The sequence below is a fragment of the Erythrobacter sp. JK5 genome (assembly GCF_018205975.1).
Lineage (GTDB): Bacteria > Pseudomonadota > Alphaproteobacteria > Sphingomonadales > Sphingomonadaceae > Erythrobacter.
This window is the reverse complement of record NZ_CP073577.1, coordinates 1,523,653-1,541,411: the sequence shown is the minus strand read 5'-3', so window position 1 is coordinate 1,541,411 and position 17,759 is coordinate 1,523,653. Positions and strand designations below refer to the sequence as shown.

The following is a 17,759-nucleotide window of genomic DNA, read 5'->3' as shown; positions in this document are numbered from 1 at the left end:
CCGGACCGGACAAACCCGGTGGCGGTGTTTATCGGCGACGCCCGTGCGTTCCGTCGCAGGCTATGATTCGCGCTCCTTGAGCCATTCCTCGAGCCACTTGATCGAATAATCGCCATGCAGCACGTCGTTCTGGCGCAGCAGTTCCTGGTGCAGCGGAATGTTGGTCTTGACCCCTTCGACCACCATTTCCTCGAGCGCGCGGCGCAGGCGCATGATGCAGCCTTCACGGGTGCGCCCGTAGACGATCAGCTTGGCGATCATGCTGTCGTAATAGGGCGGGATCCGGTAGCCCGCATACAGTCCCGAATCGACCCGCACGTGCATGCCGCCCGCCGCGTGATAATACGTCACCTCGCCGGGCGAGGGCGCGAAAGTGAAGGGGTCTTCGGCGTTGATCCGGCATTCGATCGCGTGGCCCGAGAACACGATCTCGTCCTGCGTTACAGAAAGCGGCTTTCCGGCCGCGATGCGGATCTGTTCGCGGACCAGATCGACCCCCGTGATCGCTTCGGTCACCGGATGCTCGACCTGCAGCCGGGTGTTCATCTCGATGAAGTAGAACTCGCCGTTCTCCCACAGGAACTCGATCGTACCCGCCCCGCGATAGCCCATGTCGCGCATCGCCTTGGAACAGACCTCGCCCATACGCATGCGGTCTTCGTGGCTGATGACGGGGGAGGGCGCTTCCTCGAGCACCTTCTGATGGCGGCGCTGGAGTGAGCAATCGCGCTCGCCGAGGTGGATCGCGTTGCCTTCGCCATCGCCGAACACCTGGAATTCGATGTGGCGCGGATTGCCGAGATACTTCTCGATATAGACGGTGGCGTCACCGAACGCGGCCTTCGCCTCGTTGCCGGCAGCCTGCATCAAACTGGCGAGCTTGTCTTCGCTCTCGCACACTTTCATCCCGCGGCCGCCGCCGCCGCTGGCCGCCTTGATGATCACAGGATAGCCGATTTCCGCGGCGATTTTCTTGCCTTCTTCGGGATCGGAGACCGCGCCATCGGAGCCGGGGACGAGCGGCAGGCCCAATGCCCCGGCGGTGCGCTTGGCTTCGACCTTGTCGCCCATCGTGCGGATATGCTCGGGCTTGGGCCCGATCCAGGCAATATCGTGCGCCTCGACGATCTCGGCGAACTTGGCGTTTTCCGAAAGGAAGCCGTAGCCCGGATGGATCGCGTCGCAGCCGGACACCTCGGCGGCGGAGATGATCGCGGCCTGGTTCAGATAGCTTTCGGCTGCAGGCGGCGGGCCGATGCAGACGGCGCGATCCGCCAGCCGCACATGCATCGCATCGGAATCGGCGGTCGAATGCACTGCGACCGTTTCGATCCCCATTTCATGCGCGGCGCGATGGATGCGCAGCGCGATTTCGCCGCGATTGGCGATCAGGATGCGGGTGATTGCCATGGCGTGAACTTACGCGACGACGACCAGCGGCTGGTCGAATTCGACCGGCTGGGCATTCTCGACCAGCACCGATTTGATCGTCCCTGACTTTTCGGCGGTGATCGGGTTCATGACCTTCATCGCCTCGACGATCAGCAGCGTGTCGCCTTCGGAGACGCTGTCGCCGATCTTGATGAAATTCGCTGCGCCCGGTTCGGGCGCGAGGTAGACGGTGCCGACCATCGGCGATTTTATCGCGTCGGCGGTATCCTCTGCCGGAGCAGACTCGGCGGGTGCTGGCGCAGCGGCGCTCGGCGCAGCGGCCGCCGCAGCGACAGGCGGCGCGGCCATGGCCGGAGCCATGGCGGCCACCGCGCCGCGCGCGACGCGGATCTTGCGATCGTCGTGCTCGACTTCGATTTCGGTGAGGCCGGTCTCGTTGAGCAACTCGGCGAGCTCACGAACAAGATCGGTGTCGATATTCATGCCGGAAGATTTTCCGGCACCTGGCTTATCGGTCGCCATGCATGCCCCTTGGTTGTGTGGTTGCGAGGTGGTTATTCACGCAGATTGCGGCTGGCAAGTGGCAATGCTTGCATTTTCTGCAAAGCGGCTGGCGCGCGGTTCAGACTTCGCCTGCCGCCACGGCTTCGAGCGCGATGCGATAGCTGTCCGCGCCGTGGCCTTCCACGGTTCTGGCGGCGGCCAGCCCGACATAGGAGGTGTGGCGGAATTCCTCGCGCGTTTTCGGGTTCGAAAGGTGCACTTCGATAACCGGTGTGGTTATCGCATTGATCGCATCGAGCAGCGCGATCGAGGTGTGGGTATAGGCCGCCGCGTTGAGCAGCACCGCCCGCGCGCCTTCAGCCTGCGCCTCGTGCAGCCAGTCGACCAGCATGCCTTCATGGTTGGTCTGGCGCATGTCGATGGCGAGACCGAGATCGCGCGCGCGATCTTCGAGCATTCCGGCGATCTCATCGAGCGTGGTCGAGCCATAGATCTCCGGCTCGCGCAGGCCCAGCAGGTTGAGGTTGGGGCCGTTGAGGACGTAGACTGTGTTGGTCATAGGCGCGGACTTAGCCCGCGCATGGCTCACCTTTCAACGCCTTTCACCTTCCCCCATTGCCGCGCGGCGGTGTAGCCGAGGTAGCCGGTGCCGAACAGCGCATACAGCGCCTCGGGCAGGGCGGCGAGATAGGCGGTCATGCCTTCGCCGATGGCGCGGGCGGTGATCGGATCGAAGGCGGCGATAATGCCCATCGGGACCGAGAACAGGATCAACGCATACATCACGTAGAGGAAGCTGGGGCGCGCACGGCTGGTCCAGGGGTCGCGCGAATTGGCCTCGGCGACGATCGCCTGCAGGCGCGCCTCGATCAGCTGCATTTCCTGCGAGCCTTCGAGCTTGAGCAGTTCGAGCTTGGCGCGGGCGCGGGCCTCCTTGTCGGGGATGATCTTGTCGATGATTGCGCTGATCGGTCCGATCAGGGTTTCGATGACGCCCATGTAAGCCACTCCTGCTGTCGAATTGCGTAGGAAGTAACCAAATAGGATAGTGTAGGAAAATTCTATCTCCTATTCGGCCTCACCAGCTTCCGCCAACAGCCGCTGTGCCAATGCCAGGTGCGGGCGGTCGAGCATGTTGCCGTCCATCGCCACCGTGCCCGCGCCGGGATGGTCGGCGAAGGCTTGCACCACCATGCGGGCATGCGCGATCTCCGCTGCGCCGGGCGTAAAGGCGGCGTTGATCGGCGCGATCTGCGCCGGGTGGATCGCCAGCATCCCCCGAAACCCCTGCGCGCGGACGCGGCGGGCCCTCTCTTCCAGCTTCTCGAGATCGCGGAATTCGGGCTGCACGGTCTCGATCGGAGCGACCCCGGCCTTGACCGCGCCGAGCAGGCAGAGGCTGCGCGCCATTTCATAAACATGGGTGTATTCGCCGTCGGGCCCGCGCTGTTCGCTGGCACCGAGTTCGCTTGAGAGATCTTCCGCGCCCCAGCTCATCGCGACGAGCCGCGGCGCGCCGTCATAGGTGCCGGTGGTGAACATCGCGGTGGCCGTTTCGGTGACCAGCGCCGCGACCTTGATCGCTCCCGGCTGCAGTCCCGCCGCCTTTTCGCGCTCGGTCAGCAGCGCATCGAGGCGCTCCACATCGTGCCCGCCCTCGGCCTTGGGCAGGAACACGCCGCCCGGTTGCGCAGGGACCACAGCGTCGAGGTCGGCCCCGGTCCATGCGCCCGACAGCGGATTGATCCGCACCCAGACGCGCGACCGGTCGGGCGCGCTGGCCAGCGCCTCGACCACCGTCCCGCGCGCCGCAGCCTTGTTTTCCGGCACCACCGAATCTTCCAGATCGAGCAGCGCGATGTCCGCCTCGCTCGCGATCGCCTTGTCCATCTTCCGGGCGCTGTCGCCCGGGGCAAACAGCCAGCTGCGCATCCGTAGTGTCATTGTCGGCTCCTCCGGCGCCAGCGGTTAGGCGCGGGCGCGGGGCGGTGCAAGGCTGCTAGAACGACCCTTCGAGATCGATCGAGAAGATCGTGCCGAAGGTGCGATCGCGGTCTTCGCGAAAGTCGACGATCCCCGCCGCACGGTCGACGAAGATCGTGCGATCCAGCCGGTTCCTGCGATCAAGCAGGTTGCTGAGGCGGAAGCGCGCGGTCATCCCGAACACGTCCTTGTGCTCAATGAAGACCCGCGCGAAACCCGGCGGTTCGAGCCGCTGGAATACCTCGTCGAGCCGCACTGAAGGTTGCTGCTCGTCGTAGCGGAAGAACGCGCCCACGGCCCACGGCGTACCGAGGAAATCCTGCCGCAATTCGATTTCGAATTCGACCAGTTCGTTGCCCGAAATTTCGCGCGGGGTGCCGAGCAGGGGATCGAGCACTTCGCTTTGCGACCAGGCAAGTTCGGTGTCGAGCCGCAGACCCTTGAGGCCGAGCGGATCGAACAGCAGCGTCAGCTCGCCGTCGAGCCCGTAGATCGTCGCCGAATCGATATTGCCCGGTGCCTGCCCGCCGCCTGCGATGGGGATCTGATCGACGATGTCGCTGATATCCTCGAAGAATCCGCGCAGGTTGAGCGAACCGTAAGCACCGAGGCTCTGGGTCGCCTCGAGTTCGAACAGCCAGCTTTGCGGCGGAACGAGATCGGCGTTGGTGACGTTGACCCGGTCCTGATCGAGGTTGGTCGACGCGATGAAATCGAAGAAATCGAGCTGCCCGACCACGCGTTCGACACGGCCCGAAAGGTTGAGGGTGGGGTTGGCTTTCCAGTCGAACGACGCGAAGCCCTTGGGACGCCAGAACGTTCGGGTCTGGCCCGCGACACCCGACTGGCTGATCTGCGAATACTCCGCGCCGAGTGAAAGCTGGATGAGAAACGCGGTCGAGAGCGCGCGCCCGTAGGTCACACTGCCTTCGGCGCGATCTTCCTCGACCCGTGCGCTGGCCCCTTCGAATGCGACCGGCTGCAGCATGCCCGATGCGTCGCGCTGTTCCAGTGCCGAATCGATATCGAGAAAGTTCTTCACGCCTTCGAGCGCGAATTGCCAGTCTCCGCCGAGACCCGCGACGCTGTATTCGCCGCGCACGATGCTTTCGCCCTCGTCGGCGTCACGCACGAACACCGACCCTTCCGGCGCTCTGTCGTCGGCAAATTCGGTGAGGACTGCGGCCTGAGTCGGGCTGTCTTCGTAGCGGTGGTAGCCGATCAGCTTGAGCGTCCCGTCGCCCACAGCGAAGCTGTAATCCGCGCCGAGTTCGAAATTGTATTCGTCCTCGCGTGAGCGGAAGGTCCGCAGCCGATCAATCGGAGCGATCGGGCCGCTGCGTTCGGAGACTTCGCGTTCGCGGAAGATGTAGGCCTGCACCTGCCCGGTCAGATTGAGCACGTTGCCGTTGTCGGCGGTGCGCGCGAACGAGCCCGACAGGCTGGGCCGATCGGTATCGAAATTGGAGCGCTCGATCCGGGTGTCGATCAGGTTGTCTGCCGCATCGAAGACGCGTTCGATCCCGGCGTCGCCGCGTCGACCGGCATCGTTTTCGAAGCTCAGGGTCCATTCGGTCCTGTTGTCGCCGCCCGCGAGAGAGACCTGCCCGTCGCTCCACCGGAACGGGACGCCCGACGACCGCCATTCTGCCGAATAGCGGAATTGTCCGGTAATCGCGCCGGTCGATTGGGTGACGACATTGAGGACCTGCCCCGTCAATCCGCCGATATCGAGGCTTGCCCCGTCGACGATTTCGAGCCGCACGACTTCTTCCACCGGGATGCGCTGGAGCGCGGCGACGGGGCCGTTCGATTTGCCCGAGATGCGTTGCCCGTTGACGATGACATTGGTGTTGGCCTGGCCCAGCCCGCGATCGCCATCGTCGGAGCGGATCGAAAAGCCCGGAATCAGCTGCGCCATGTCGAGCGCATTGCGGGGGGCAAAGCGGGCGAAATCGGCGGGGGTAAAGGTGCGGCGGGCGGCAGATGCCGAATCGATCGCGCTGCCAGCAGACTCAGCCGACGATGCGGGCGGAATCTGCTGCACGCGGGGATCGGGTGGCGTGTCGTCCTGTGCGGCGGCGGGCACCGCGACAGCGAACATCGCCGCGCATCCGAGAAATTGGGCTCGACCAGGCATTAACGCATCCTAACAGACAGAAGGCGCGTTAGTTCCTTGCGCGGGCAAGAAATATACCGAAAGTCGACGAACGTTCCACTGGTCGGGACGACTGGATTCGAACCAGCGACCCCCACACCCCCAGTGTGATGCGCTACCAGGCTGCGCTACGTCCCGATCCAGTGGAGGCGCGCGCTATAGGGCGAGGTCCCGGGCGTGGCAAGCCGGATTGGGCGGGCAATCCTGTGCGCAACGCGAAACAGCCGCGATTGCGGGGCACTTGCATTGCTGCTAACCGCGCCCACTTGAACGCAGACGGGAGGGCAGCGCCGCAGCAGACGCAGTGGCGCTTCCGGCCCGTTGCAAGACCACTGACGCGAATTCTGACGGGCTGAACGACACATGGTTGACTTTCTCGCCGCCGCCGGGGCCGGTGCCGCCGCAGCACCTCCGGCCTGGCTCACCTGGCTGCCGATCATCGGCATGGTGCTGATATTCTGGTTCCTCATCATCCGTCCGCAAATGAAGCGGCAAAAGGAACACCAGGCAAAGGTTTCGGGCCTCAAGAAAGGCGATCAGGTCGTGACCGCCGGTGGTCTGGTCGGCAAGATTGCCAAGGTTGACGACACGTATGTCGAAATCGATCTCGCCCAGGGCGTCCGCGTCAAGGCGATCAAGCACACGATCGGCGATGTCATTCCGCCGGGCGGCAGCCCCGCCAACGACTGATCGCCAGACCGGCGACCCTGTCACGACCACCCTGCACGCGGACTGAGAACGGCTTCATGCTCGAATTTCCCTTTTGGAAAAGAATCTGGTTGTGGGGGATCACCCTCGTCGCCGTCGCGGCGGCACTGCCGTCGATATTCAGCGCCACGAATGTCGCTTGGCCCGCGCAGCTGCCGTCGCCGACGGTTAATCTCGGTCTCGACCTTGCGGGCGGGTCGCACCTGCTGCTCGAGGCCAACCCGCAGGATGTGCGCGAACAGCGGCTGCAGAACATGGAAGAGGCGGCGCGGCAGGCGATGCGCAATGCCGAGCCGCGTATCCGCATCGGCGATGTCTCGACCTCGAACAACCGGCTGTCGTTCTTGCTCAACGACGCCACCGATGTCGATCGTGCGCGCGGGCTGATCGAGCCGCTGATCCAGGGTCAGAACCTGACCCGCGAATGGGACCTGTCGGTGGTCGACGGGCAGCGCATGGTGCTGATTCCGACCCAGGACGGGATCGACCAGGCGCTCAACGACGCAATGGACAGCGCCACCGAAGTGGTCCGCCGCCGGATCGACGAGCTCGGCACCCGCGAACCGACAATCATCCGCCAGGGCGATGCGCGGATCGTGGTGCAGGTGCCGGGGCTCGAGGATCCCGAAGCGCTCAAATCGCTGCTCGGCCAGACCGCCGAGCTCGAGTTCAAGCTGGTCGATCTCAACGCGCTGCCCGAGAATGTGCAGGCGGGGATCGCGCCTCCGGGCAGCGAAATCTATCCCTATGCGGCCGGATCGGCGCGCGAAGGATCGTTCGAGGCGGTCCGTCGACTGGGCGGAATTCGCGGCGACAGCCTCACCGGAGCGCAGGCCGGGGTGAACCCGGAATCCAACGAGAACGTCGTCAACATCCAGTTCGATTCGCAGGGCGGGGCCAAGTTTGCCAAGCTCAGCACCGAGAACGTCGACAAACCGTTCGCGATCATCCTCGACGGAGCGATCCTTTCCGCACCGGTATTCGAAGGACCGATCCTGGGCGGGGCGGCGCAGATTTCGGGCAGCTTCACCCCTGACAGCGCGAACCAGCTGGCGATTTCGCTGCGGTCGGGCGCGTTGCCGGTGCCGCTGGCGGTGGTCGAAGAACGCACCGTCGGCCCGGATCTCGGTGCCGATTCGATCCGGCGCGGGATGCTGGCGATGCTGATCGGCAGCCTCGCGGTGATCGCGCTGATGGTGGCGACCTACGGCCGTTTCGGCATCTATGCGACCATCGCGCTGGGCTTCAACGTGATGATGCTGCTCGGGATCATGGCGGGGCTCAATACCACGCTGACGCTGCCTGGCATCGCCGGGTTCGTGCTGACCATCGGCGCGGCGGTCGACGCCAACGTGCTCATCAACGAGCGCATCCGTGAGGAGCGCAAGCGCGGGCGACGCGTGGTCGCGGCGGTCGAAACCGGCTACAAGGAAGCGAGCCGCGCGATCTACGACGCCAACGTCACCAACTTCATCGCCGGGGTGCTGCTGTTCCTGTTCGGCTCCGGTCCGATCCGCGGCTTTGCGGTGGTGCTGGTGATCGGCCTGTTCACCAGCGTATTCACCGCCGTTACGCTTACCCGCATGTGGGTCGCCGACTGGCTGCGCGCCAAGCGTCCCAGCGACATCAACCTGTAGAGACCGACGCCATGAAGCTGCTCAAGCTCGTTCCCGACGATACGAACATCCGGTTCCTGAAACTCAGGTTTCCGTTCTTCATCGGCAGCATCATCCTGATCGCGGCCAGCTGGGCGATGGTGGCGATCAACGGCCTCAACTACGGGGTCGACTTCGCCGGCGGCCAGGAAATCCGCGTGACCTTTACCGAAACCGCAGAGGCCCCGCTGGCGGAACTGCGTTCGACCGTTGCGGGGGTCGAGAGTGTCGGCGATCCGGTGGTCCAGCGCTTCGGCGCGCCCAACGAGGTCTCGATCCGGGTCAAGCTGCCGCCCGAGGCCGAAGGCAACCCCGAATTCGCGAACCAGATGACCACCGCGATCGTCTCCGCGCTCGAAGTCGGCCACCCCGATATCCGGATCGACGGGGTCGACAGCGTTTCGGGCAAGGTTTCGGGCGAATTCCGGCAGGACGCCTTGCTCGCGCTGGTCGCCGCGATGCTCGCGGTTGCGCTCTACATCTGGGTCCGGTTCGAATGGCAGTTCGGCGCGGGCGCGCTGTTTGCGCTGTTCCACGACGTGTCGCTGACGTTGGGCATGTTTGCGCTGTTCCAGCTCGAATTCTCGCTGCAGATCATCGCCGCGATCCTGGCGATCATCGGCTATTCGTTGAACGACACGATCGTCGTCTACGATCGCATCCGTGAAAACCTCAAGAAATTCCGCAAGATGCCGCTGCCCGAACTGCTCGATCTGTCGGTCAACGAGACGCTGGCGCGCACCGTGATGACGTCACTGACGCTGCTGGTCGCGCTGCTGCCGCTGCTGCTGTTCGGCCCGGCGAGCCTGTTCGGCATGGTCGCCGCGATCACGCTCGGGCTGTTCGTCGGCACCTATTCGAGCGTCTACATGGCGGCACCGTTGCTGATCTGGATGGGGGTGACCTCGAACAGCTTCGTGCCGCAGGAAACCGCCGCCGACCGGCAGGAAAAGATCGCGCGCGGCGAGGCTTAGACCCACACGCGGCACCGGCCGGGTTCAGCGCGACAGGGCCTGTTCGAAGCGCGCGGCCAGTTCCGCGGCGTGATTGCTCCAGCTGAAGCTTTCGACCAGCGCGGCGACCTCGAGCGGTTTGGGCGGATTATTCAGCACCGCGTTCACCGCTTCCGCAACCGCTTCGGGGCTGCGCTGCTCCAGCAAGCGACCGGCAGTTTCGCCGGTGATGAGTTCGCGCGCGCCCCCGACATCGGTGGTTACCACCGGTGTCCCGCAGGCGAGGCTTTCGACCCATGCATTCGCCAGCCCTTCGCTGACCGTGGGGAGTACCATCACGTCCGCCGCCGAAAGGATGAGCGGCATGAAATCGTGATCGACCGATCCGGCGAAATGCACCCGCCCTTCCATGCCGGTGCTGCGCGCGAGGCTGCGCAGCCGGTCTTCATCCTCGCCCTTGCCGACCAGCACCAGCCGGGCACCCGGAATGTGCGGCAGGGCAGCGATCGCGCGGTCCTGTCCCTTGCGTTCGATCAACGCGCCGACGCAGGCTAGCAGCGGCGCGTTTTCGGGCATTTCGAACCCGAGCTGGCGGCCCAGCTGCGCGCGCAGCTGCATGTGATCGAGCGGGCGGAAGCGGTCGCGGTCGAGCCCGGTGTAGTGGACCGCGATCTTGTCGTCCGGCATGCCGAGCGCCACCATCTGCCGCTTGAGCGCCTCGCTGACGGCGAGCAGCCCGGCGGCTTGCCGGGCGGCGTCGAGCATCTGTTCGCGCGCGAACTCGTGTTCGCCCCACAGCGCAATGTCCGAACCGCGCGCCTTGATCGAAAGCGGCAGGCGCAGGTGCCGCGCAAGCATCGCTGCAGCGGGCCCATCGGGAAAGAAGAACTCGGCATCGATCAGGTCGATCGGGTGTTCGGCATGGATCGCTTCGATCGCGGGCAGCACGGCCTTGGCGATCGCGCTGGCATTGCGTCGCGCCCCGACCTTGGGGATCAGGGTGAAGCGCGGGCGATGGACCGCAACGCCGCGCTCTTCGGCCAGCATCGGCAGCTCTGCCAGCGCGCGATAGCGGCCCAGCACGACCGGCGGCAGGCCGATCGGGTTGACCACGGTGACCCGCCATTCGCCGCGCTTCGCCAATCCTTCCAGCGAGCGCGCCACGAAGGTCCCGAACCGCGGATTGGCCGGGTTGGGATAAAGCGTACTCAGGGCCAGGACATGTTTCACTCGGTCGGGTTTCTCCTGCGATATTTCAACGGTATGCGGCGTTGGTTAAAGGCATCTGACCGGCCAAGGTTACGGCTGGAGCGGGCGCACGAGCATGGTGGCAACTGCGATCCAGGGCGGGTTGTCGACCACCTGCTGTTTCTGTCCTGAACCGGGCGGCAGCAATCCGACCAGCGTGCCACGCCGGTCGATCAACCGGCCGAACGCGAACCGCCCGCCGGGGCGGGGCAGCAGACAATCGCGATTGATCGCCTCGCCCGCGCGCTCGGGCGGCAATTGCCGCATCCACAGCATGTCGCCGGGACGGAATTCGCCGACGCTCTCCTGCACCTCGAGAACCATCAGCGGCGTATCGTCATCCTGCGCAGCCAGCTCGGTCGGCAGCACCGCCTCGCGTGGAGCGGTCAGCGCCTCGGCCCCCGACGCGAGCAATTCAGCCACGACCTGCGGCTGCGCACCGGTTTCCGAACGCACGAGAGTCTCGGGATCGACTCCGAGTGCGATGCCGATCCGGTCGATCCACTTGGTCGAAAGGTTACGCATGCCGGTTTCGAGCCGCCCGATCGTCTGCGCAGTGGTGGGTGGATCGCAGGCTTCGGCAAGTTCGGCCAGCGTCAGACCCTTGGCCTTGCGGAAGTCGCGGATGCGATTGATCATTTGTGTCCCTCTGGCCCGGTCCGGCTAACCTATCTGGCATTTTCGACTTTCCTACATTGTCGGCGAGAATGCAAGACCCGTATCACCAAATAGGTGAAGGAGTGTGGTGATGCGGCGCAGGCTGATGGAACAGGAACTGACCAGCGAAGGGCCGCGGCGCGGATCGGGGGCCAGGGGGAAGCGGCGCACGGTGACCGTGAATGTCGCCGAATCCCCGATCGCCTGGCTGCACGCGCGCGGCCATCTCGACGACCGGCTGTTTCATGCGGGCGAGGCCCTGCGCGGCGATTACGAGCGCGCGCAGCTTTCGCCCAACGTGACGATGCGCTGGGATCCGGTGCGGGTAAAGACGACGGGCGAGCAGGGGCTGTCTGCGACGGAACGGCAGATCGCGGCAAAGGCCCGGTTCGACGGCGCGCTGGCCGAAGCGGGCAAAGGGCTGGAGGACATCCTGTGGAGGACAGTTTGCGCCGGCGAAAGCCTGCCCGAGGCGGAAAAGCGGCTGGGCTGGCCCGCGCGCAGCGGCAAGCTGGTGCTCAGGCTCGCGCTGGAACGCGTCGCCGATTTCTACCGCATCCGCTAGGCGCGGTTTATCGGTTCAGGACCGTGTTCCATGTGCTCCAGGCGCGTGTGGTCAGCGACGAACCGAGGCGCGGCTGATGTCAGCTTCCGGCCTGGCCGTAGAAGAACCGCTCTTCCGCGATCTTCCCGTCCTTTACCGTGTAGAGCCCGACTTCGGACATCTGTGAACGCTCGCCGTCCATCGTCACGTCCATCGAGTAATTCACCGCAAACTGGTCTCCGAACACGAACGGGCCTTCGGTCGTCGTGTCGTGCACTTCGGCGTTCTCGTTCCACCAGGCGTGCTTCTGCAGCAATGCTTCGCGTCCCTCGACCCGTGCCATCGGACTGTCGGGCATCGGTTCGAGGCTGACGATATCGTCGGCCCAGTACGACTGGTAAACCTCGGCATTGTCTTCGGCGACGGCCTTGGTGAAATCCCTCGCGAGTTGATCGATCGACATCGGCGTTCTCCCATTGAGCTACATTGGAGAGTGCGCCCGCAATGTGGCAGCATCGCGACAGATCGCGTGGCGATGCGTGCCGATGCGTCAGTCGGGTTCAGCCTTCGACCTGTTCGGCCAGGTCGAGCCAGCGTTCCTCGGCTGCGTCCTTCTCGGCGCGGGCGTTCTCGAGGCCTTTGGAGATGGTCGCGAAGCGCTTCGGGTCCTTGGCGAAGAGGTCGGGATCGGCCAGGATCGCCTCGCCCTTGGCGATGGCTGCTTCCAGTTCCTCGATCCGCGCCGGGAGCAGCTCGTAATCGCGCTGGTCCTTATAGGAGAGCTTATCGGACTTGGGCGCGGGCGGGGCCGGGCTGGGCAAGGAAGTTGGCGTGCTCGCTTTGGCCTTGGGCTCGACGGGTCGCCGGCGCTTCGCCTCCCAGTCCTCGTAGCCGCCTGCGACGATGTCGACCCGGCCCGTGCCATCGAGTCCGAGCGTGATGGTCACTGTCTTGTCGAGAAAGTCGCGGTCGTGGCTGACGATCAGGACCGTGCCGTCGAAATCGGCGATCACTTCCTGCAACAGGTCGAGTGTTTCGAGGTCGAGATCGTTGGTCGGTTCATCGAGCACCAGCAAGTTGGCCGTGCGCGCAAACTCGCGCGCGAGCAGCAGGCGCGAGCGCTCGCCGCCGGACAGGATGCCGACCTTGGTATCGACCAGCTTGGGATCGAACAGGAAGTCCTTGAGATACGCCTGCACATGCTTGCGGTTGCCGCGCACGTCGATCCAGTCGCCGCCTTCGGCAAGGATGTCGCGCACGGTAAGATCCGGTTCGAGCAGCTTGCGCTGCTGATCGATCATCACTCCCGATAGCGTGCGCGCGTGCTGGACGGTGCCGGTGTCCGGCTCGATCTCCCTGGTCAGCATCTTGAGCAAAGTCGTCTTGCCCGCGCCGTTCGCGCCGACGATGCCGATGCGGTCGCCGTTCTGGATGCGCAGGCTGAACGGTTTGATCACCGCGCGCCCGTCATAGGTCTTGGAGATGCCCTCCGCCACGATCACCGACTTGGACTTGAACTCCTCGTCATTGGCGAGTTTCAGCTTCGCGGCGCCGCTGTCGGAGATCATCGCCGCCCGAGCCGCACGCATCTGGTGGAGCTTCTCAAGCCGACCCTGGTTGCGCTTGCGCCGCGCGGTCACGCCACGTTCGAGCCAGTGCGCTTCGATCTTGAGCTTGGCGTCGAGCTTCTCCGCCGCGCGGGCTTCCTCGGCATAGACCTGCTCTTCCCACGCCTCGTAGCCGCCGAACCCGACCTCCTTGCGGCGCAGGGTGCCGCGATCGAGCCAAAGCGTCGCGCGGGTCAGACGCTTGAGGAAGGTCCGGTCGTGGCTGATCGTGATGAAGGCGCCCTTGTAACGGGTCAGCCAGTCCTCCAGCCAGTCGATCGCGGACAGGTCGAGATGGTTGGTCGGTTCGTCGAGCAGCAACAGATCGGGGTCCTGCGCGAGCGCGCGGGCTATGGCTGCACGCCGTCGCTCGCCGCCGCTGGCGGAGTTCGCATCGGTGTTCATGTCGATGCCGAGCTGCCCGGCGATGCTCTCCACCTCGTGTGGGGCAGGCGCGTGATCGCCGTGCAGCGCGAAGTCCATCAGCGTATCGTAGGCACTGAAATCGGGCTCCTGTTCGAGAAACACGATCCGCATGTTCGGCTTCACCCGCCGCGTGCCGCGATCCATCTCGATCCGGTCGTCGATCAGCTTGAACAGCGTGGTCTTGCCCACGCCATTGCGCCCGATCAGCGCCAGCCGGTCGCCGGGCAGGACATGCAGGTCCATCGGTGCCACGTCTGGTCCGCCGAACAGCCACCGCCCGCCTTGCTGCAGGCCGATACCTTCGAGCGAGCGGATGGGGGGTTGTGCCATGGTGCGCGCGCCCTAGGGTCTTGTGCGCGGCCCCACAAGCCGGTTCAGCACGGCGTAAGTCCGGTCGCTGCATCGCGGACCTGAAGGAGAACACGCATGTTTCGACACCTCGCCACCGCTCTCGCTGCGAGCGCGATTGCCGTTCCCGCCCATTCGGCGACGGTCGAGATCGAATCTGAAGGCCCGGTGGTGGAGCTATCCGTCTACGAGAGCATTACCGCCGAACCCGACATCGCGACAATCAGCGCAGGAGTTACCTCCGACGCCGCTACCGCTGTCGAAGCGATGCGCCTCAACGCGATCGAGATGCGCCGGGTGATCGACCGGATCAAGGCGCTGGGGATAGACGAGAAGGATATCCAGACCAGCGGCATCAATCTCAACGCCCGCTACGATTACAACCGCGCCGCCCAGCGCAACGAGTTTCGCGGCTACCAGGTTTCGAACCGGGTGAACGTGAAGCTGCGCGAGATCGAGGCGACCGGAGCGGTGCTCGACGCGCTGGTTGCGGCGGGCGCGACCGATCTTGGCGGTCCGAGCTTCTCGATCGAGAACGACGAGGCAGCCAAGGCGCAGGCGCGCCAGCGGGCGGTCGAAAAGGCCAGAGCGCAGGCCGAAAGCTACGCTGCGATGCTGGGTTACGCCGCCGTGCGGGTGCTCGCGATCGACGAGACCATTCGCGGTGGCGCGCCGATGCAGCAGGTGGCGCTTCGCGATGCCATGGTCGCCGAAGCGGAGGCCGCGCCGCCACCGGTTCAGCCGGGGATGATCAGCACCGGGGTGGCGATCACGATCACGTACGAACTCCTCTCCCGCGACCCTTCGTGACGAGCCGATTGGCCCGCCGCCGCCCTGAACGCACGGCAACGTCACTATTCACTGCTTGTTCAACGCCTCGCCTCTAGGCATGGAGCCATCATGACACGCATCCGTTCGTATCTTGCCGGCATCGGTACCGCGATTGCGCTGGGAGCCCTGGCGATGACGCCCGTGGCTTCGGCTGCGGCCAGCCAGGATCAAAACCGCAGCGACCAGGGCGAGGCGCGCAAGGAAATGCGTGCGGGCAACCAGCTGTCGCTGCGCGAGATCGAACGCCGGATCCTGCCGCAGATGCGCGGCAGCGAATATCTCGGCCCGGCCTACGATTCGACGGCGCGGGCCTATCGCCTGAAGTTCATCAGGGACGGCCGCGTGACCTATGTCGATGTCGACGCCCGGACGGGTCGCATCATCAACCGTTCCCGCTAGGTCGTCGCTTCCTTCGATCGCCAGGACCCCGGGGAATTCATGGACCTTCGCACAGCCGCTTGCTTGACGCGTCGCGCCCAAAAGCGCACGGGTTCGGCGGCTTATTCGCAGCAGATTGGTGGAAAATGCGCATTCTGATCGTCGAAGACGAACCCACGCTCGGCCAGCAGCTCAAATCGACGCTCGAGCAAAATGGCTATGCGGTCGACCTGTCGACCGATGGCGAGGACGGGCACTTTCTCGGCAGCACCGAGGATTACGACGCCGTGATCCTCGATCTCGGCCTGCCCGAAATCGACGGGCTCACGGTGTTGGGGATGTGGCGCAAGGAAGGGCGCGGCTTTCCGGTGCTGGTGCTGACCGCGCGCGACAGCTGGTCGGACAAGGTTGCCGGGCTCGACGCGGGCGCCGACGATTACCTGGCCAAGCCGTTCCAGACCGAAGAGCTGATCGCTCGCCTGCGCGCGCTCATCCGCCGCGCGTCGGGCAACACATCATCGGAGCTTACCGCTGGCGACGTACGGCTGGATACGCGTTCCGGCCGGGTCACGCTGGCCGGAGAACCGGTGAAGCTGACCGCGCAGGAATACAAGCTGCTCAGCTACCTGATGCACCACAAGGGCAAGGTGGTGAGCCGTACCGAGCTGATCGAGCATATCTACGATCAGGATTTCGACCGGGATTCGAACACGATCGAAGTGTTCGTCACCCGCATCCGCAAGAAACTCGGCGCAGAAGTGATAACGACGATCCGTGGCCTCGGTTACAGCCTCGACGACCCCGCAGACGCTCCCCGCGCCTGATTCGCCCGATCCGGCGGGCCGATCGCCCGCGCCGGGCGGCGGAGCGGCAGACCTGCCCGCCGCCGATGGAGCGGCAAGACCGCATCCCCAGGTCGACCATCCCCGTCGCAGCCTCGCGCGGCGAATGGGGCTTATTGCGGCGGGCTGGATCATCGTGTTGCTGCTCGGCGGCGGCATCGCGCTCGACCGCACGCTGTCCAGTCAGGTCGAGCGCAATTTCGACGAGCAGCTCGAATACATCCTGACCGCGATGATCGCTTCGGCAGAAATCATGCCGGGGGGCGAAGTCAGCTTCAACCGTGCGCTCGGCGATCAGCGCTTTCTTGAGCCCAACAGCGGGCTTTATTATCAGATCAACGGCACCGAGTTCGAACCATGGCCTTCTCGCAGCCTGTGGGATCGGACGCTCACGCTCCAGGGCGTCGAAGGCGATAACGAACACTTCGACAGCGAAGCGCATTTCTACAATTCCGACCAGTTCGAGAACGAGCCGCTGCGGATCGTCGAGCGCACAGTCATACTGCCGGGCAGCGAAACCCGCTGGACCTTCGCGGTGGCCTCCGCGACGGAAGACATTGACCAGCAATTGCAGCAGGTCCGCTCGATCCTGGTGTGGAGCTTTCTTGTGCTCGGTCTGGGCCTGCTGGTGATGGCGATGCTGCAGATCCGCTATGGCCTTTCGCCGCTGCGTCGGGTGCGGGCGGCGATCCAGAAGCTGCGCACCACCGGCGAGAATCGCATTACCGAGCCGCTGCCGACCGAGGTTCAGCCGCTGGTCGAGGAGCTGAACGCGCTGCTCGAACACTCCGAAAAGCAAGCCGAGGAAGCGCGGATGCATGCGGGCAATCTCGCGCACGCGCTCAAGACCCCGCTGACGGTTCTGACCAACGCTGCGACCGCACGCGATCCCAACCTCAACGAGGCGGTGTTCCGCGAGACGCGGACGATGCAGCGCCATGTCGACCACCACCTCGCCCGCGCCCGCGCCGTCGGGCGGCGGGCGGTCGGCCATGCGCGCACCAATGTCCGGCAAAGCGCCGAGGCCGTGCGCCGCGCGGTCGAGCGGCTTTATCCGGAAGGTCGGCTCGACATTGCCGGAGGCAAGGAGTCGATGGTCGCGATCGAGCGGCAGGATCTCGACGAGATACTGGGCAACCTGATCGAGAACGCGGCCAAATATGGCGGTGGCAGCGTATTCGTGACGGTCGACGCCGACGAGGATTCCGAGGCTTGCCAAATCTGGGTCGAGGACGACGGGACCGGTATTCCCGAAGCGGATCGCGAGCGCATCTTCGATCGCGGTGCGCGGCTCGACACCGGCAAGCCGGGCACCGGGCTGGGCCTCGCCATCGTGCGCGACGTGGCGGAAATCTACGGCGGCGGCGTGACGCTCGGCGAGAGCGAGGACCTTGGCGGATTGCTGGTGGTGCTGAGCCTTCCGCGGGCATGACCGGAAAATTCCTTCGTTCGCGAAGGGTTTGGTGAGCGAGCTGCGTTAAGGTCGAAAGCGAATGATCGCACGACACACGCAAGCGGGGCCCAT

At 64.9% G+C, this 17,759-nt stretch carries 18 protein-coding genes and 1 tRNA gene; 8 read left to right on the top strand and 11 right to left on the bottom strand.

Annotated features, from left to right (window positions below; translation table 11 throughout):
• Window positions 1-60: 60 nt before the first annotated feature.
• From accC to KDC96_RS07500, 7 genes are all read right to left on the bottom strand, one after another.
• Window positions 61-1,410: an acetyl-CoA carboxylase biotin carboxylase subunit gene (gene accC, locus KDC96_RS07530; protein WP_212451987.1), complete on the bottom strand. Its 1,350-nt coding sequence runs from the start codon at window positions 1,408-1,410 to the stop codon at window positions 61-63.
• Window positions 1,411-1,419: 9 nt separating this feature from the next.
• Window positions 1,420-1,875: an acetyl-CoA carboxylase biotin carboxyl carrier protein gene (gene accB / locus KDC96_RS07525; RefSeq protein WP_212451985.1), complete on the bottom strand. Its 456-nt coding sequence runs from the start codon at window positions 1,873-1,875 to the stop codon at window positions 1,420-1,422.
• Between the two features lie 139 nt (window positions 1,876-2,014).
• Entirely contained in the window at window positions 2,015-2,455 is a 441-nt protein-coding gene (locus KDC96_RS07520) for a type II 3-dehydroquinate dehydratase (protein WP_212451983.1), read from the bottom strand.
• 26 nt (window positions 2,456-2,481) lie between these two features.
• Window positions 2,482-2,895 (bottom strand): holin family protein, encoded by a 414-nt coding sequence (locus tag KDC96_RS07515; protein WP_212451980.1) that lies wholly within the window; start codon window positions 2,893-2,895, stop codon window positions 2,482-2,484.
• Window positions 2,896-2,964: 69 nt separating this feature from the next.
• The gene (locus KDC96_RS07510) at window positions 2,965-3,840 is read right to left on the bottom strand and encodes a CoA ester lyase (protein WP_249171968.1); all 876 of its coding nucleotides are present in this window, start codon (window positions 3,838-3,840) and stop codon (window positions 2,965-2,967) included.
• A 55-nt stretch (window positions 3,841-3,895) separates the two neighbouring features.
• A complete protein-coding gene (locus tag KDC96_RS07505; protein ID WP_212451978.1) occupies window positions 3,896-6,019 on the bottom strand; it encodes a TonB-dependent siderophore receptor in 2,124 nt (707 codons plus the stop codon).
• Between the two features lie 79 nt (window positions 6,020-6,098).
• A tRNA-Pro gene (locus KDC96_RS07500) sits at window positions 6,099-6,175 on the bottom strand.
• 225 nt (window positions 6,176-6,400) lie between these two features.
• Between KDC96_RS07500 and yajC the strand changes: the two genes are divergently transcribed.
• Genes yajC through secF form a run of 3 tightly spaced genes read left to right on the top strand, consistent with a single transcriptional unit; the run spans window position 6,401 to window position 9,374 of the window.
• A complete protein-coding gene (gene yajC, locus KDC96_RS07495) occupies window positions 6,401-6,727 on the top strand; it encodes a preprotein translocase subunit YajC (RefSeq protein ID WP_212451976.1) in 327 nt (108 codons plus the stop codon).
• Window positions 6,728-6,783: 56 nt separating this feature from the next.
• On the top strand, window positions 6,784-8,382 hold the full coding sequence (gene secD / locus KDC96_RS07490; protein ID WP_212451974.1) for a protein translocase subunit SecD: 1,599 nt from the start codon (window positions 6,784-6,786) through the stop codon (window positions 8,380-8,382).
• 11 nt (window positions 8,383-8,393) lie between these two features.
• Window positions 8,394-9,374 carry a protein translocase subunit SecF gene (gene secF / locus KDC96_RS07485; protein WP_212451972.1) on the top strand — a complete coding sequence of 327 codons (981 nt, stop codon included), beginning with the start codon at window positions 8,394-8,396 and terminating at the stop codon, window positions 9,372-9,374.
• A gap of 24 nt (window positions 9,375-9,398) precedes the next feature.
• Here the strand turns inward: secF and KDC96_RS07480 are convergent, their stop codons facing one another.
• Window positions 9,399-10,583 (bottom strand): glycosyltransferase, encoded by a 1,185-nt coding sequence (locus KDC96_RS07480; protein ID WP_212451970.1) that lies wholly within the window; start codon window positions 10,581-10,583, stop codon window positions 9,399-9,401.
• A gap of 69 nt (window positions 10,584-10,652) precedes the next feature.
• Complete coding sequence (locus KDC96_RS07475) at window positions 10,653-11,240, bottom strand: helix-turn-helix domain-containing protein (RefSeq protein WP_212451968.1); 588 nt, start codon at window positions 11,238-11,240, stop codon at window positions 10,653-10,655.
• A 109-nt stretch (window positions 11,241-11,349) separates the two neighbouring features.
• Between KDC96_RS07475 and KDC96_RS07470 the strand changes: the two genes are divergently transcribed.
• Entirely contained in the window at window positions 11,350-11,823 is a 474-nt protein-coding gene (locus KDC96_RS07470) for a DUF6456 domain-containing protein (RefSeq protein ID WP_212451966.1), read from the top strand.
• A 79-nt stretch (window positions 11,824-11,902) separates the two neighbouring features.
• Here the strand turns inward: KDC96_RS07470 and KDC96_RS07465 are convergent, their stop codons facing one another.
• Together KDC96_RS07465 and KDC96_RS07460 are read right to left on the bottom strand one after the other, a co-directional pair.
• Window positions 11,903-12,265, bottom strand: a complete 363-nt coding sequence (locus KDC96_RS07465) for a nuclear transport factor 2 family protein (protein WP_212451964.1) — start codon at window positions 12,263-12,265, stop codon at window positions 11,903-11,905.
• A 97-nt stretch (window positions 12,266-12,362) separates the two neighbouring features.
• Window positions 12,363-14,165, bottom strand: a complete 1,803-nt coding sequence (locus KDC96_RS07460) for an ABC-F family ATP-binding cassette domain-containing protein (protein WP_212451962.1) — start codon at window positions 14,163-14,165, stop codon at window positions 12,363-12,365.
• Window positions 14,166-14,261: 96 nt separating this feature from the next.
• Between KDC96_RS07460 and KDC96_RS07455 the strand changes: the two genes are divergently transcribed.
• The 4 genes from KDC96_RS07455 to KDC96_RS07440 all read left to right on the top strand — a co-directional run bounded on the left by KDC96_RS07455 (window position 14,262) and on the right by KDC96_RS07440 (window position 17,666).
• Complete coding sequence (locus KDC96_RS07455) at window positions 14,262-14,993, top strand: SIMPL domain-containing protein (RefSeq protein WP_212451960.1); 732 nt, start codon at window positions 14,262-14,264, stop codon at window positions 14,991-14,993.
• 90 nt (window positions 14,994-15,083) lie between these two features.
• On the top strand, window positions 15,084-15,413 hold the full coding sequence (locus tag KDC96_RS07450; protein WP_212451958.1) for a PepSY domain-containing protein: 330 nt from the start codon (window positions 15,084-15,086) through the stop codon (window positions 15,411-15,413).
• A 125-nt stretch (window positions 15,414-15,538) separates the two neighbouring features.
• Window positions 15,539-16,216, top strand: coding sequence for a response regulator transcription factor (locus KDC96_RS07445; RefSeq protein ID WP_212451956.1), 678 nt, complete (start codon window positions 15,539-15,541; stop codon window positions 16,214-16,216).
• 124 nt (window positions 16,217-16,340) lie between these two features.
• Complete coding sequence (locus tag KDC96_RS07440; RefSeq protein WP_212452484.1) at window positions 16,341-17,666, top strand: HAMP domain-containing sensor histidine kinase; 1,326 nt, start codon at window positions 16,341-16,343, stop codon at window positions 17,664-17,666.
• Window positions 17,667-17,759 lie beyond the last annotated feature (93 nt).

Excerpts from the sequence above, each read along its gene's own strand:
- accC (WP_212451987.1), bottom strand. The coding sequence starts at position 1,410 with ATGGCAATCACCCGCATCCTGATCGCCAATCGCGGCGAAATCGCGCTG.
- accB (WP_212451985.1), bottom strand. The coding sequence starts at position 1,875 with ATGAATATCGACACCGATCTTGTTCGTGAGCTCGCCGAGTTGCTCAAC.
- KDC96_RS07520 (WP_212451983.1), bottom strand. The coding sequence starts at position 2,455 with ATGACCAACACAGTCTACGTCCTCAACGGCCCCAACCTCAACCTGCTG.
- KDC96_RS07515 (WP_212451980.1), bottom strand. The coding sequence starts at position 2,895 with ATGGGCGTCATCGAAACCCTGATCGGACCGATCAGCGCAATCATCGAC.
- KDC96_RS07510 (WP_249171968.1), bottom strand. The coding sequence starts at position 3,840 with ATGACACTACGGATGCGCAGCTGGCTGTTTGCCCCGGGCGACAGCGCC.
- KDC96_RS07505 (WP_212451978.1), bottom strand. The coding sequence starts at position 6,019 with ATGCCTGGTCGAGCCCAATTTCTCGGATGCGCGGCGATGTTCGCTGTC.
- yajC (WP_212451976.1), top strand. The coding sequence starts at position 6,401 with ATGGTTGACTTTCTCGCCGCCGCCGGGGCCGGTGCCGCCGCAGCACCT.
- secD (WP_212451974.1), top strand. The coding sequence starts at position 6,784 with ATGCTCGAATTTCCCTTTTGGAAAAGAATCTGGTTGTGGGGGATCACC.
- secF (WP_212451972.1), top strand. The coding sequence starts at position 8,394 with ATGAAGCTGCTCAAGCTCGTTCCCGACGATACGAACATCCGGTTCCTG.
- KDC96_RS07475 (WP_212451968.1), bottom strand. The coding sequence starts at position 11,240 with ATGATCAATCGCATCCGCGACTTCCGCAAGGCCAAGGGTCTGACGCTG.
- KDC96_RS07470 (WP_212451966.1), top strand. The coding sequence starts at position 11,350 with ATGCGGCGCAGGCTGATGGAACAGGAACTGACCAGCGAAGGGCCGCGG.
- KDC96_RS07465 (WP_212451964.1), bottom strand. The coding sequence starts at position 12,265 with ATGTCGATCGATCAACTCGCGAGGGATTTCACCAAGGCCGTCGCCGAA.
- KDC96_RS07460 (WP_212451962.1), bottom strand. The coding sequence starts at position 14,165 with ATGGCACAACCCCCCATCCGCTCGCTCGAAGGTATCGGCCTGCAGCAA.
- KDC96_RS07455 (WP_212451960.1), top strand. The coding sequence starts at position 14,262 with ATGTTTCGACACCTCGCCACCGCTCTCGCTGCGAGCGCGATTGCCGTT.
- KDC96_RS07450 (WP_212451958.1), top strand. The coding sequence starts at position 15,084 with ATGACACGCATCCGTTCGTATCTTGCCGGCATCGGTACCGCGATTGCG.
- KDC96_RS07445 (WP_212451956.1), top strand. The coding sequence starts at position 15,539 with ATGCGCATTCTGATCGTCGAAGACGAACCCACGCTCGGCCAGCAGCTC.
- KDC96_RS07440 (WP_212452484.1), top strand. The coding sequence starts at position 16,341 with ATGGGGCTTATTGCGGCGGGCTGGATCATCGTGTTGCTGCTCGGCGGC.